The 13,372-nt window shown below is 34.3% G+C and carries 12 protein-coding genes; 4 read left to right on the top strand and 8 right to left on the bottom strand.

Features of this window, described 5'->3' with window-relative positions; genetic code table 11:
• Positions 1-10 precede the first annotated feature (10 nt).
• Together JQC67_RS08160 and rlmB are read left to right on the top strand one after the other, a co-directional pair.
• Positions 11-514, top strand: coding sequence for a lipid-binding protein (locus JQC67_RS08160; RefSeq protein WP_203252330.1), 504 nt, complete (start codon positions 11-13; stop codon positions 512-514).
• Positions 515-583: 69 nt separating this feature from the next.
• Entirely contained in the window at positions 584-1,321 is a 738-nt protein-coding gene (gene rlmB, locus JQC67_RS08155; RefSeq protein ID WP_203252329.1) for a 23S rRNA (guanosine(2251)-2'-O)-methyltransferase RlmB, read from the top strand.
• 41 nt (positions 1,322-1,362) lie between these two features.
• Here the strand turns inward: rlmB and JQC67_RS08150 are convergent, their stop codons facing one another.
• Complete coding sequence (locus JQC67_RS08150; RefSeq protein ID WP_203252328.1) at positions 1,363-2,109, bottom strand: rhomboid family intramembrane serine protease; 747 nt, start codon at positions 2,107-2,109, stop codon at positions 1,363-1,365.
• A 168-nt stretch (positions 2,110-2,277) separates the two neighbouring features.
• Here JQC67_RS08150 and JQC67_RS08145 point away from each other — a divergent pair, with 168 nt between their 5' ends.
• Positions 2,278-3,555, top strand: a complete 1,278-nt coding sequence (locus JQC67_RS08145) for a replication-associated recombination protein A (RefSeq protein ID WP_203252327.1) — start codon at positions 2,278-2,280, stop codon at positions 3,553-3,555.
• On the opposite strand, the gene JQC67_RS08140 is transcribed toward JQC67_RS08145, so the two are convergent.
• The 7 genes from JQC67_RS08140 to JQC67_RS08110 all read right to left on the bottom strand — a co-directional run bounded on the left by JQC67_RS08140 (position 3,552) and on the right by JQC67_RS08110 (position 10,854).
• Complete coding sequence (locus tag JQC67_RS08140; protein WP_203252326.1) at positions 3,552-4,484, bottom strand: hypothetical protein; 933 nt, start codon at positions 4,482-4,484, stop codon at positions 3,552-3,554. The genes JQC67_RS08145 and JQC67_RS08140 overlap by 4 nt on opposite strands.
• Positions 4,485-4,597: 113 nt before the next feature.
• Positions 4,598-6,025, bottom strand: coding sequence for a DUF5723 family protein (locus JQC67_RS08135; protein WP_203252325.1), 1,428 nt, complete (start codon positions 6,023-6,025; stop codon positions 4,598-4,600).
• Positions 6,022-6,576, bottom strand: a complete 555-nt coding sequence (locus JQC67_RS08130) for a hypothetical protein (protein WP_203252324.1) — start codon at positions 6,574-6,576, stop codon at positions 6,022-6,024. Before JQC67_RS08130 ends, JQC67_RS08135 begins: the two co-directional genes overlap by 4 nt.
• A 54-nt stretch (positions 6,577-6,630) precedes the next feature.
• Positions 6,631-7,320, bottom strand: a complete 690-nt coding sequence (locus tag JQC67_RS08125; RefSeq protein ID WP_203252323.1) for a YjjG family noncanonical pyrimidine nucleotidase — start codon at positions 7,318-7,320, stop codon at positions 6,631-6,633.
• Complete coding sequence (locus JQC67_RS08120; RefSeq protein ID WP_238934530.1) at positions 7,313-8,557, bottom strand: polysaccharide deacetylase family protein; 1,245 nt, start codon at positions 8,555-8,557, stop codon at positions 7,313-7,315. The genes JQC67_RS08125 and JQC67_RS08120 overlap by 8 nt, the downstream gene beginning before the upstream one ends.
• 147 nt (positions 8,558-8,704) lie before the next feature.
• Positions 8,705-9,403, bottom strand: coding sequence for a RadC family protein (radC, locus tag JQC67_RS08115; protein WP_203252321.1), 699 nt, complete (start codon positions 9,401-9,403; stop codon positions 8,705-8,707).
• Positions 9,404-9,495: 92 nt separating this feature from the next.
• Positions 9,496-10,854, bottom strand: a complete 1,359-nt coding sequence (locus JQC67_RS08110; RefSeq protein WP_203252320.1) for a UDP-N-acetylmuramate--L-alanine ligase — start codon at positions 10,852-10,854, stop codon at positions 9,496-9,498.
• A gap of 253 nt (positions 10,855-11,107) precedes the next feature.
• On the opposite strand from JQC67_RS08110, the gene JQC67_RS08105 reads away from it, so the two are divergent.
• Positions 11,108-13,363 (top strand): gliding motility-associated C-terminal domain-containing protein, encoded by a 2,256-nt coding sequence (locus JQC67_RS08105; RefSeq protein ID WP_203252319.1) that lies wholly within the window; start codon positions 11,108-11,110, stop codon positions 13,361-13,363.
• Positions 13,364-13,372: the final 9 nt, after the last annotated feature.

The raw sequence follows: 13,372 nt of genomic DNA, 5'->3' as shown, positions 1-13,372 counted from the left end.
AACTTAAAAAATGAATTATAATATAATTTTAAAGAAATTAAGCTACTTATTTCTAAGTTTTGCTTTAATAAGTTCTTTTGTATCCTGTGAAAAAGTTGAATCTGTTCCAGATGAGAGTGATATCGCTATTGGTGCATTAACTGGAACTTGGGTGGTTAATATAGATGTAGATGGTGAAACTGCTGCTGAAGACATTTTAATTACCACCTATAATACTGCAGCCAATTCTACAGATTCGATGTGGTTAGATGATTTAGAGCATTATTATGGATTAAAGGCCAAAGTAAATCTTGACTTTAATTCCATGACTTTTTCTGGCACAGATTTAGACGAACTTCATTTTGAAGTGAAGGTTAACATAACAGAAGGCACAATAACAAAGGGTGGTGCAACTACTCCAAGTGGTGAAGTGGTAGATAGTATTTCTTTTAATGCTGAATTTTCAGATAGTCCAGGTGTAATTTTTAAACATTACGGATATAAAAGCACCGCTAAAATAATCGATTTACCTTAACTTATTAGGTCAAAATTATTCCCATAAACCACCCTTAATCAGGGTGGTTTTTTTATTTACCTTTACCCCATGCAAACAACCGATCAAATCTATGGTATAAGAGCCATAATAGAAGCTATAAATGCTGAAAAACCAATTGACAAAGTCTTTCTTCAAAGAGGACTTAGTGGTGATATAGCTAAAGAACTTGAAGGCTTAGTGCGTAAAAATGGCATAAACATGTCGTATGTGCCAATTGAAAAACTAAACCGACTAACTAAAAACAATCATCAAGGGGCTGTTGCGAATATTTCGCCAATTGATTTCCATGATTTTGAAACCCTGATTGAACAAGTACTAAATTCAAAAGAAGCTCCACTCCTACTCTTACTTGATCAAGTCTCTGACGTTCGTAATTTTGGTGCAATTATTAGAACTGCCGAATGTACCGGGGTAGATGCTATAATTATTCCCAAGCATGGTGCAGCTCCTGTTACAGCAGACACTGTTAAAACTTCTGCTGGGGCTGTTTTTAAAGTTCCAATTGCTAAAGTTGACCATATTAAAGATGCTGTATATTTTTTACAAGCGTCTGGCATCAAAGTAATAGCCGCTACTGAAAAAACAGACAAAACTATTTACGAGTTACGCTTAAAAGAATCTTGTGCCATTGTTATGGGCGCTGAAGGAAAAGGTATTTCACCTTCAACTTTAAAAGCTGTTGATGAGAAAGCCAAGCTACCGCTACTGGGCGAAATTGCTTCTTTAAATGTTTCTGTTGCGTGCGCTGTTTTCTTATATGAAACGGTACGTCAACGTCAGACTTAATAAAGTTAGGGTTATATCTATCTTCTGACGAAGGCTATTTATTAAAGGTTTTCATCACTGGAATCTTTTTTTAGATGATATGTTATTTTAATTACATCCACATCATCGACAATATTTTCTTCGGGGGCTTTTTCGATGAAATTTCCATTTTCATCGAAATGTTGTAAAAACAAATCTTCCTCTTCATTATAATCATCTTTTTCCCAAGCATATTTTTTGGCAGATGGAATTTGCGTTCTAAGAAAAATGGCGAAAACAAAACCTACAACAAATCCACCCAAATGACCTTCCCAAGAAATACCTTCTTTTATCGGAAATATATACCAAAGTAAGCTTCCATAGATAAAAACAACAACTAGTGAAAGTGCAACTAAACGATAATACTTTGTAAATATGCCTTTGAAGAATATGAAACTAACCAATAAATAAATCACACCACTAGCACCAATGTGATACGAAGGCCTACCAATTACCCAAGTAAATAGACCTGATAATAAAACACCCAATACCAAAACTTTCAAGGCATGTTCGCGATAAAAATAAAACAACGAAGCTAACAATACGGCTAACGGAATGGTATTATTATATAAATGTTCTATTGAACCATGTATAAAAGGACTAAACAAAACTCCTTGAAGCCCACTTATTCTTCTTGGGTATATGCCATGATCATTTAAATTAATTTTAAAATTGATTTCTACCCAAAAAACAATCCATATCATTAGTATCGCCAGCATTGGCGCGAAAACGACTGAATTAGTGTATTTAAAATAATGGTGTTCTGACATAGTTAATTTCTAGCAATAAACCTTCCAATGTAATAGTAACTGATAAATTGTCACTTCTTATGCAAATTAAATGCACTCATTAAAGCACTATTTATATCTTTAAATTAGCGATTATAAGTTTCTTTTAACCAAGAACGTCAATTTCTGCAATTATCTTACTTTTATATCATGAATCAACCGTTAGCGGAAAGAGTACGACCCAAAACATTAGAAGATTATATTAGTCAAAATCACTTGGTGGGCGAAAAAGGCTCGTTGACTACTCAAATTAAAAAAGGGTTGATTCCTTCTTTAATTCTGTGGGGACCACCGGGTACTGGCAAAACTACCTTAGCCAATATTATTGCCAATGAAAGCAATCGCCCTTTCTATATTTTAAGTGCTATTAGCAGTGGAGTTAAAGATGTAAGAGAAGTAATTGAAAAAGCAAAACAAAGCGGTGGCTTGTTTACTACAAAAAACCCGATTTTGTTTATTGATGAAATTCATAGGTTCAGCAAATCGCAACAGGATTCACTATTAGGAGCAGTTGAAAAAGGTTGGGTAACACTTATTGGGGCTACAACCGAGAATCCAAGTTTTGAGGTGATACCTGCCCTACTCTCGCGTTGTCAAGTATATATTCTGAACCCGTTTGGTAAAGATGATTTAGAAGCTTTATTACATCGTGCTATTGAACAGGATGATGTTCTAAAATCGAAAAAAATAAACCTAAAAGAAACCGAAGCACTTTTGAGACTTTCTGGCGGCGACGGTAGAAAATTGTTAAACATTTTTGAACTTGTTGTTTCTTCTGAAGATAAAAAGACAATCAATATAACGGATAAACTTGTTCTTAGTAAAGTGCAACAGAATACTGTACTTTATGATAAAACAGGAGAACAGCATTATGATATTATCTCTGCTTTTATAAAATCAATTAGAGGAAGTGACCCAAATGGAGCAGTTTATTGGTTGGCTAGAATGATAGAAGGTGGTGAAGATGTGAAATTTATAGCACGAAGAATGTTGATTTCTGCCTCTGAAGATATTGGCTTAGCTAACCCTACAGCTTTAATAATGGCAAACACCACATTTCAAGCTGTAAGCACAATTGGCTACCCAGAAGCACGTATAGTTTTAAGTCAGTGTGCAATATATTTGGCGACTTCTGCCAAAAGTAATGCGAGTTATATGGCTGTGGGAAAAGCACAACAGGTTGTAAAACAAACTGGTGATTTATCAGTGCCTTTACATCTTAGAAATGCACCCACTAAATTAATGAAAGACCTTGGTTATGGTAAAGAATACCAGTATGCACATGATTATGCGAACAATTTTGTAGCTAGTGAGTTTCTACCTGACGAAATAACAGGAACTTCTTTTTATACACCTGGCAAGAATCAACGAGAGAACGCAATTAAAGAGTTTCTTAATAATCGATGGAAAGATAAATACGACAACTAGAATTTAATATTCAATTCTTCTCGAATCAAATTCTCACCTTCATATCGCTCAAAATACCATTTTCCGTTTTCAGAATAAACTACTCCATTTGCTGCATTTCCATATGCTAAATAATGATTAGCTTTTGAAGTTTTCAAAATTTTCATAAGAATTTTTGGCGTACTATCAACCAATTGAAAACCATTTGAAATTTCTTGAGCATACAAAACCGATTTATTTTGCTTCTCATTAACAACCGGTAAGCTTTTTTGTGCTTGAGCAGCTTTAGACGTTGAAACTTGTTCAACAGTGGCCTTTTCATTCTTGGCCATCGTAACATTAGAATCAACAGGTTCAACACTTTTATAGGTTTGTTTTGTTCTTGTAGCTTCTTCAATAAGCACACTTTTATCTTGATCCTTTGTATCCATTTTAGGATTTTTAGGCTCCTTTAATTCCTTAACATCATTCTTAAAACTAACGGTTATTGGTTCGTTGGTTTGACCTTCATATTTATAATTCATAGTATCAAACGAGGTCATGGCATCGGTTATAGCTTCTGAATAGCTTATCTTATAATCTTTGTCTTTGCTCTTACCTACTTTAGACACAAATACTTCTTGTCTATTACAGTCGTTTAAAACTACAGTTGTCTTAGTACTAAACAAAGAAGAATCTTCTTTAAGCTTCATAAATAATGCTGAACACTGATTGTTCGCCAAATCTTCTGGCATGGCATCTTCCCAAACAGTTGTAAATCCTTTTTTTGTAAAAAGATACTTAACCAAAGTGTTAGTTTGATACTGATTCTCTTTTTTGAAATCTTCAAACTTTTTTGGTATTACAATGTACTTGTATTTATTAAGGCTCGTTTGCGCCATAGCCAGATTACTACTTCCGAAAAGAAAAACCGCTAAAACTATGTATGCTACTTTTGTTGATTTAAACATCTATCTTTTTTAATTTATGTATTGCAACACTATCCAAAAATATTTTGAAACACTATTGCTATCTTATACCTAAGCATGCAAAAGATATACCAAAAAGATAGGTTGAAGAAAAACTATTTCTTCCCCCAAGATATAATATTTAATCCGAATTGAAAAGATTGGTAATTGCTATTAGCTAAATTCTGATAACCAAGAAGATTATCTGCTAAAACATAAAAGTTTACAGGGCCTGCTTGTAGATTTAATCCTAGACCGATATTTGTAAATGAAAATTTATCGACAGTATATGATGTTTTTAAAGCTAACACACTACCTATTCTACGTTGATAAAATACAGATAATGCAGTTTGCGGACCTCTAGGTCTATTTACAGCGTATAAATGACCACCAACACTATTCGCATATCGTGTACCCTTATTACTACTAGAGGCATACGGACCACAATCGCAATTCGCTCCAGTGGCCATTTGTTCTCCCCAATTGTATCTTAAAGAAGCATTTAATTTTGTAGGGCGAAACATGATATAACTATCATCACTTTCTTCAAACGGAATCAATTCTTCTACTTCATCAATTAATTCATCCCAGAAGTCTTGATCTGGATCTGATAACGCATCTGGTAAAATCACTTCAACACCCTCTACAGTAGCTTTGCCCTTTAAAGAATAACGTTTTACATCATTAGAATGATTGATAAATCCAAGATCTAGAAGACTTGCTGTAAAAACTGTTTGATCATTAATATTATATGTAAACCCAAGATCTACACCAAGACCTAGGTTTCCTCCAAAAAAAGCTCGTTTTGTAATTGTACTGGCAATTGTACCATCTCTTTCGGCATCACGTAGTGCAGGCAAGCCTGAAATACGCCATTCCATATCAGAATCTAATGTACTTGAATAAAAATTGTTAACTCCTTCATTGGTTACAAAATAACCTTTATTACGAGTAGAATTAAAATCGAAAATACTAGAATAGACTTTTGCTCTTACCCCTATTGTTAGCTTATTACTGATTCGTTTATTTAGACCGATATGAAAAACATTAAGTAATTCACCTCTGGTTTTTAAATCACTTAAATCAAATCGTTGATTCAAATTATCACCATTGCCTTCAAAGCCCAATATTGCTAAATCACGAAACCAATAACCGATAGCATCACCTTCTGTATAAATACCTAAGGAATAAAAATTATCTTCATTTTTACCTCTGAAGCCTACATTAAGATATTCAATTTGAAAATTACCACTAAGCTCATCAGCGGTTGACATACCATAAATTATCTCTCTTGTAAATTTCTCTGTAAAATCAAGACCATCATCAGCAAATACATCATTAGCAGCTATACCACTAGATCCAGCCTGAAAAGAAATATTTGTTAGCGGAATACCCGTGTACCACTTAAAATCGACATCAACCCCAGGGTTTACCATCAACGACTGTGGTATTTCATTAAAATCATAGAGCAACTGTCTATTCTGACCTTGTGCAAATGCACCTATCAATAAAATTGCAGCTATTAAAATATCTGTTTTTCTCATTTAACCGAGAGTGTAAATTTTCCGCTTGATTTGATTGTTACTTTAGGGTCTGGCAGACTTGAGGTACTTGAAGTATCACCATTTACATTTTCGGCTGTTACCCGTATTGCAGAAGTATTTCTAAGTATATCTAAACTTCTACCTGTACCGCCATACGGAATTTCTCTTAAAACTGGCTCCACAGGGGGCGCTGGTGTAATAGTAAAGAATTCAGTATCTAAAACGTTGCCACCATCGTCTATAAACTCAACAGTAATATTTAAATCTTTACTGGTCGTATTTTCAACTAAGTAAGTAACGACTCCGTCAATTACTCTATCAGCAAAAAAGGCATCTGAAAACCCATCAAAATTAAAGTCTTGCGTGTAAAAATTAGCAGCAACCGCCCTGTTAATAATACTTTCAGGGGCTTCAACATACAAAATACTTCCTTCTAAAACTGGTTCAATTTGTAAATCGTCAAATTGATCAAAGTTCAACTCTTCAACGCATGATTGAAGTGAAACTAAAATTAACAATCCAAATAAAAAATAGCAAAGCTTTTTCCCCATCTAAGAACTACACTTCTAAAAATCTAAATGATTCTGGTTATACGTAGTATAACTCTATAAATAAGATTTTATTTCATGTAAATGGTCGATGATTGGGCATATTTTATGCTGTGGTTGTTTATGCGAATTAATATGTAACGTATGAAAACCTGCAGCATTTGCCCCCATTATATCGGCTTCTAGATTATCACCAATCATTAGTGCCTTGAATGATTGCACATTAGCTCTTTTTAACGCTAAATCAAATATAAGTTGATTGGGTTTCTTTACACCTGCCATTTCTGAATCAATAATCTCATTAAAATAGTTGAGTATATTTGAGTTTCGCATCTTTTTGTGCTGAACCTCATGAAAACCATTAGTTATGATATGTAGGCGATACTTTGGTTGTAAATACTCTAATATTTCAGTGGTACCAGGCAAAAGATGATTAAAAGAAGAGAGGTGCTCAATATACGCTTTAGACAATATATTAATAGTATTATCTGAAACCTCAGCCCCCAATTTATCAAAAACAGTTTTTAATCGTTGATATCTCAAATCACTTTTACTGATTCTTTCTTCTCTATACAATTTCCAAAAAGCGAGATTCTGAGGAATATATACTGAAAGAAACGCGTCTAAATCAATATCGATATTTGTCTCTTTAAATATCTTACTAAAAGTTAAGGCCGAGTTTTTATCAAAATCCCATAACGTATGATCTAGATCGAAAAAGATATCCGTTACTTTGTTTCTAAACATTCTGCGAACTTATTACGGATTCATAAAAAGTAAGCCAATTTACTTTGTTTTCCCCACCCAACAGTTCATTAGAAAAAATAGTAATAAAGTCACCTTTTACTTTTTTCACTTCACTAGCCAATTCAGTAATAACCTTTATCATTTCACTACTTTGGTCAAAGTTAACTAGGGAATAATCATGAACTGCAAATGAATGTACACGTATGGGTTGTTGAATTTCAAGATTAATATCATAGAAGAAAAAAGGAGTACATGTACCAGCTCTAAAACCTACTTCGTGTGTATAGCCCATGGTATAATCATCACTAAATTCCGCTTTCACTAAATTTCTATAAGTCATCGGAATATCTACTCTATTGTAACGCATTCTAGAGGAATTCACTGGTCTATTTATTACGGATTCAAGTCTTGTTTTTTCACGCTTTAATAAGTCAGTATTGGCAAATGAACTATATGAAGCAGCCAATGAAACGGTACTGTAATCTGCCATTGACTTTATTAAGAATTTAAATTTATTATTGGTAGGAGCTACATTTTTATCAAAAGTAGAGTAGTCTGCAAATTGAAAAAAGAACATACTTTTTGTTTGATGCTTCTTATGTATTTCAACTAAAGTAGTGAAATTATCGTAAGGATCTTTCTGTCCAAAAACTACTCCTAATCGATTAAAAACTCGCCGTAATTTTAAGGTGCCTAAATCCATAATAAAAGCAGCGCCCCCCCTTACCACACCTCTGTAAGCATAACTATGAGAAGTAGTGACATCAATCACAGAAGTATATTTAAACTCTTTTGCTTTGTGTTGTAAATCAGGAAAACGAGTTTTAAGTTCTTGCAACAATCTTGAAACCCAAATATCTACAACGGGTTGTTTCAGAAATCCGTTTTTGAAGGCTACGCTTTCTTTTGGAGGAAACCTACCATGAATATCTTTTACATGAGGAATATATTCTTCATATCGACTCAACAAATAGAAACTGGCTGAGAAAATATCAAAAGGCATGTCACTACGTTCACCTGCTCTAAAAAAACAGGGAATTCCATTCCAATCCGCACAATTAATTTCTATATCATTTATTCCTTGTTGAAATAATAAATCATTACTTCTAATAAAGAATTCATTTTGCAGTGGCTGCTTGGTATACGTAATTTTAGGCCCAGAATGCTTAATAAAATCTTCTACTTTAATCGTAAATAAAACTTCAATACCTAGCATTCTGCTAAATACATGCTTCATTATATAAGTGAATCTTGGTGTTATTTTGTGCGTATATACAAGTAGCATATTTATCTAGCTAGAAATGTTCAGTAATTTAGGTAAGCAACAATACAATTACGAAGGTATTTATTTTACTTTCAATGGATCACCACTACTTGACTCTTTTTACAAAAGACCTTCATCAGCAAAGCTATAATAGTCTTTTTGCGTAACGATTATATGGTCAAGAACTTTTAGGTCTAATGCAATAGCTGCCGATTGTAATTTTAAGGTTACCTCTTTATCAGCATTACTCGGTTTTAATGTGCCTGAAGGATGATTATGAGATAAAATCAGTGCTACTGCACCCAATTCTAATGCTTTTTTCATCACAATGCGAACATCTACTAATGTACCTGTAAGGCCACCCTTACTTAATTGAGATATATGCAAAACCTTATTCGCGTTGTTTAAATATAATATCCAAAATTCTTCATGCTCTAATTCACCAATAATCGGACTTAAAATTTCGAAAGCATCTTTGCTACTCGTAATTTTTGATATTTCTAGAACGGACTCACCTCTTCTGCGCCTTCCCATTTCTAATGCGGCTGCAATTGTTACTGCTTTGGCCTCACCAATACCTTTAAATTTCATTAATTGTTTGGGAGAAAGTTTACCTAGCTCATTAAGGTTATTATGAACAGATGCCAAAATGCGTTTTGAAAGTTCAACAGCACTTTCATTTCTACTACCTGAACCAATTAATATTGCAATTAATTCAGCATCTGAAAGTACTGAACGCCCTTTTTGCACCAATTTTTCTCTAGGCTTGTCAGCATCAGACCAGTTTTTTATTGAAAAAGATGTTGACTTTTCTTGCATTCTTAAAAATAGTAATTTATCACTTGCACTCGAAATGCATTTTGAAAATTACTGTTTTAGCAGAATAATTAATACCTGTTAGCATCGAAAAATTAATCTTCTATTAATTCTTTTATTTGCTGTAAATCAAGTCCTCCATAATTACCAGAGCTCATTAATAAAAGCACAGCGTTTTCATAACCTTGACTAAAAACAAAATCTTTAAAAGCTGCAGACTCTGTAAATATTTTTAAATCGGTTCTTTGAAATGCTTCTGAAATTTGTGTTGGCGTGACCTCCTTTAATTTCTTAATTTTAACTGATTCTGGCAAGTAAAATACTGAAGCAACATCTGCCGGATCAAGAGCACCTTTATAATCTTTTAAAAACTCAGGATTAAAACTGCTATACGTATGTAATTCTAGACAGGCAATTACTTTTCTATCTGGGTATTGTTCTTTTACAGCTCTTGTTGTGGCAGCAACTTTACTTGGCGAATGCGCAAAATCTTTGTAGACAACGCAAGTATCATTCTCTGCTATTTTTTCAAGTCTTTTTGATGCTCCTGTAAATGTTGCAATGGCTTCATAAAAATCATTTTCATCTACACCCATATTTTGACAAATCCATTTGGCACCCGCAAGATTGCTTAAATTATGCTTACCAAACACCTCAATTGGCATAGGACCTTCTGGAGTTTCTAAAAGTGTTTGTCCATCTTCAACTGTATATTGAGGAGTTTCATATGGCAATTTTCGAATAGCATTCTCTGAAGCTTCAACAACTTTTTTAACTTCTGGGTCTTCTACATTATATGTAATGCTTCCGCCTTTTATTATACTATCGGTAAAAATTGAAAACTGTTCTACATAATTTTCAAAAGTTGGAAATACATTAATATGGTCCCAAGCTATTCCGCTTAACAAAGCTATATTTGGTTTGTATAAATGAAACTTTGGTCGTCTGTCAATTGGTGATGATAAATACTCATCACCTTCTAGAACTATAAAATCATTCTCTTCAGTTAAATGCACCATACGCTCAAAACCATCCAACTGCGCACCAACCATAAAATCTACCTCACGATTATGATAATTTAAGACATGCAATATCATTGATGTAATGGTTGTTTTTCCATGACTACCACCAATTACAACACGCGTTTTATTTTTTGATTGTTCATATAAAAACTCAGGATATGAATATATTGTTATCCCCAGCTCTTGTGCTTTCAATAACTCCGAATTATCTGGCTTCGCATGCATACCTAAAATAACAGCATCTAACTTTGAATGTATTTTTTCTGGATACCAACCAAACGCTTCGGGCAACAAACCCTTTTCAGCCAATCTACTTTTTGAAGGTTCAAAAATCACATCATCACTACCTGTAATACTATAACCTTTATGCTCAAGTGCTAATGCTAAGTTGTGCATGGCACTACCGCCAATAGCAATAAAATGAATATTCATTATTGAATTTTAAGCTACAAATATAATCATTGAATTATATGTTTTCAGCTTGTCTGTTTTTCATTTTTGTAGGAAAAATCCGTTTAAATGTGTGATTATTTCGATGAAATGTCTGTTTTTGATCAATTTTAACATAAATCGTAGGATTCACCTCACCTTTTAAACGTTTCACAACATTATTTGTAAACACCAATACAAGGCGCATACTTTTGTTCGTTCGTATGCTGTAATTGAAGGCTTTAAACAAAAAACAATGACCTACCAGAATTTTAATAAAAGAATACTTGTTCTGTCGGTATTTCTATTTTTCTTGAGTTTTACTCAGGTGAATGCACAATGTGCTGGTGCTGATAATTCAGTAACAGTATGTAATAAAGAGCAAGATACAGACAATAGAACCTATGACCTATTTGCAGCTTTAGGGGGTACGCCTCTTGCTGGAGGTACATGGACAGCACTTGCAGGATCAAACTCCACAGCTTTAAATGAAGCTACTGGTGAAGTAGATTTATGGCAAATTTATATTGCAGGAACACATCAATTTCAATATGACAATCCACTTTGTGGAGAATCTGCTATTGTTACTTTATCGTTAGGGGGATATCCTGGACAAGATAATATAGATGGTGGAGCCAATGCTTGTAATAATGAAAATGATGTTAACCTATATAGCTTCTTAGGAAGTAATCAAGATGGTCAAGTTCAAGATATTAATGGTGTTTGGTCTGAAGATGCGCCTACAGGTGCATTAACAGATAATACTTTTGATGCCACCCAAGTTACACCTGGTGAGTATACATTTAGATATACCAGTATGGCTGTTGGTTCTTGCCCTGCGCGTGAAGCGGTTGTTATTCTTGAAGTACATAGAGTACCTGTTGTAGGCACCCCTGAGACTTTAATTTTCTGTTCTGAGGATGACTTTTCGGGATTTACCAATTTTAATCTACACAACTTACTAGTTGGTGAAGATATGAATGGTACATGGAGTCAAAATGATGTTGACCTTCCGAATCAGTTTGTTGATATTCAAGATATTTATAACACCTCAGGAGCAGGGGTTTATACCTATGAATATTCCATTGTACCGACTAATCTTGTTTGTGACATTGCAACAGTTTCGGCAACAATTAGAATTAGAAATACATTTGTGGCATCTGTTTCTGGTGCTGATTACTGTATTGGCTCACCTTATATTGTAAATGTTAATTATAATGAACTTTTACTACCAAATGGTTCATATGACATAGATTACACAGTTACAGGAAGTACTGGCAATTACGACTTAACAGCATCTGCAGCCGATTTAAATGGTGGCTCTGGAAGTTTTACCATGACATTACCTAGTGATGTACCAGTAAATGAAACTTTAGATTTAGTAGTAACCGGAATTACAGACTCATCAGGTGCTGAAATTTGTGATTTGGTAAATACTCCACAAACTACTTTTAGCATCATTGATGTTGATGGTCCACCTTCAATCACTGCTGAAGCCAATCAAACTTTTTGTACAAACGATTATACAGCACCCGGACCTACACTTGCTGATATTCAAAGCACAACAACAGGTAACGTTGCCTTCTTTGAAACAGAAAACAGCACAGATCAATTACCAGACACCACTGCACTAATTGATGGTGAAGATTATTTTTTAAGTAGTACAGATTCAACCAACAGCTGTATTGTTGCTACTAGAGTTCAAGTAACGGTGGCATTAATAACACCAACTGACCCAACTACCTCTGATTCAAGTCCAATTTTTTGTGGATCTGATAATCCAACTATTGCCGACTTACCGGTTGATGCCCCAAATGGCGAAACTGTACTATGGTATGATGCAGCCTCAGGAGGAACAGAATTAGCAGCCACTACTGCATTAACAACTAGCACTAGTTATTTCGCTACATATACATATTCAAGCGGTTGTGAAAGTACAAATCGTGTTGAAGTAACTCCAACCGTAGTTGCAGTAGAATCAGCTTCGCTACAATTTACTTCATTAGCGTTATGTGCGTTAGATCAACCTAGTGTTGCACAATTAAGAGAAATAGAAAATTCAACTGATTTTGATGTGCAATGGTATGATCAACCACAAGATGGTACACCCTTGGCCGATTCAGAGCTTCTTGTTTCGTTAACAACATATTACGCAGAAACCTCTGATCCTGATACCGGTTGTAGCCTACCAGATAGAGTAGCAGTTACCGTTGATTTATCAAATTGTGATCCTGTGGCCTATGACTTTTTTATTCCAGACGGATTTTCCCCAAATGGAGACGGACGAAATGACACATACTTTATTCCGAATATCGAACTTATTTTTCCTCAGTTCACATTTGAAATACTCAACCGTTACGGAACTTCTGTTTTCAAAGGAGATATTGACAACCCAGCGTGGGATGGCGACCAAGGTAGTGGTGAAGCACCTAACGGTATTTACTATTACATCGTAAACTATAACAAAGATGGCTTCGAACCTATTCAAGGTCGATTGTATTTAAACCGCTAACCACACCAA

It is taken from the genome of Aurantibacter crassamenti (genome assembly GCF_016811105.1).
Taxonomy (GTDB): domain Bacteria; phylum Bacteroidota; class Bacteroidia; order Flavobacteriales; family Flavobacteriaceae; genus Aurantibacter_A; species Aurantibacter_A crassamenti.
This window is presented reverse-complemented; position numbering and strand designations above follow the sequence as displayed.

What these genes read in the sequence shown, in the direction of transcription:
- rlmB (WP_203252329.1), top strand. Translation starts at nt 584, where the DNA reads ATGCAAACAACCGATCAAATCTATGGTATAAGAGCCATAATAGAAGCT.
- JQC67_RS08145 (WP_203252327.1), top strand. Translation starts at nt 2,278, where the DNA reads ATGAATCAACCGTTAGCGGAAAGAGTACGACCCAAAACATTAGAAGAT.
- JQC67_RS08150 (WP_203252328.1), bottom strand. Translation starts at nt 2,109, where the DNA reads ATGTCAGAACACCATTATTTTAAATACACTAATTCAGTCGTTTTCGCG.
- JQC67_RS08110 (WP_203252320.1), bottom strand. Translation starts at nt 10,854, where the DNA reads ATGAATATTCATTTTATTGCTATTGGCGGTAGTGCCATGCACAACTTA.
- JQC67_RS08125 (WP_203252323.1), bottom strand. Translation starts at nt 7,320, where the DNA reads ATGTTTAGAAACAAAGTAACGGATATCTTTTTCGATCTAGATCATACG.
- JQC67_RS08105 (WP_203252319.1), top strand. Translation starts at nt 11,108, where the DNA reads ATGACCTACCAGAATTTTAATAAAAGAATACTTGTTCTGTCGGTATTT.
- JQC67_RS08160 (WP_203252330.1), top strand. Translation starts at nt 11, where the DNA reads ATGAATTATAATATAATTTTAAAGAAATTAAGCTACTTATTTCTAAGT.
- JQC67_RS08140 (WP_203252326.1), bottom strand. Translation starts at nt 4,484, where the DNA reads ATGTTTAAATCAACAAAAGTAGCATACATAGTTTTAGCGGTTTTTCTT.
- JQC67_RS08130 (WP_203252324.1), bottom strand. Translation starts at nt 6,576, where the DNA reads ATGGGGAAAAAGCTTTGCTATTTTTTATTTGGATTGTTAATTTTAGTT.
- radC (WP_203252321.1), bottom strand. Translation starts at nt 9,403, where the DNA reads ATGCAAGAAAAGTCAACATCTTTTTCAATAAAAAACTGGTCTGATGCT.
- JQC67_RS08135 (WP_203252325.1), bottom strand. Translation starts at nt 6,025, where the DNA reads ATGAGAAAAACAGATATTTTAATAGCTGCAATTTTATTGATAGGTGCA.
- JQC67_RS08120 (WP_238934530.1), bottom strand. Translation starts at nt 8,557, where the DNA reads ATGAAGCATGTATTTAGCAGAATGCTAGGTATTGAAGTTTTATTTACG.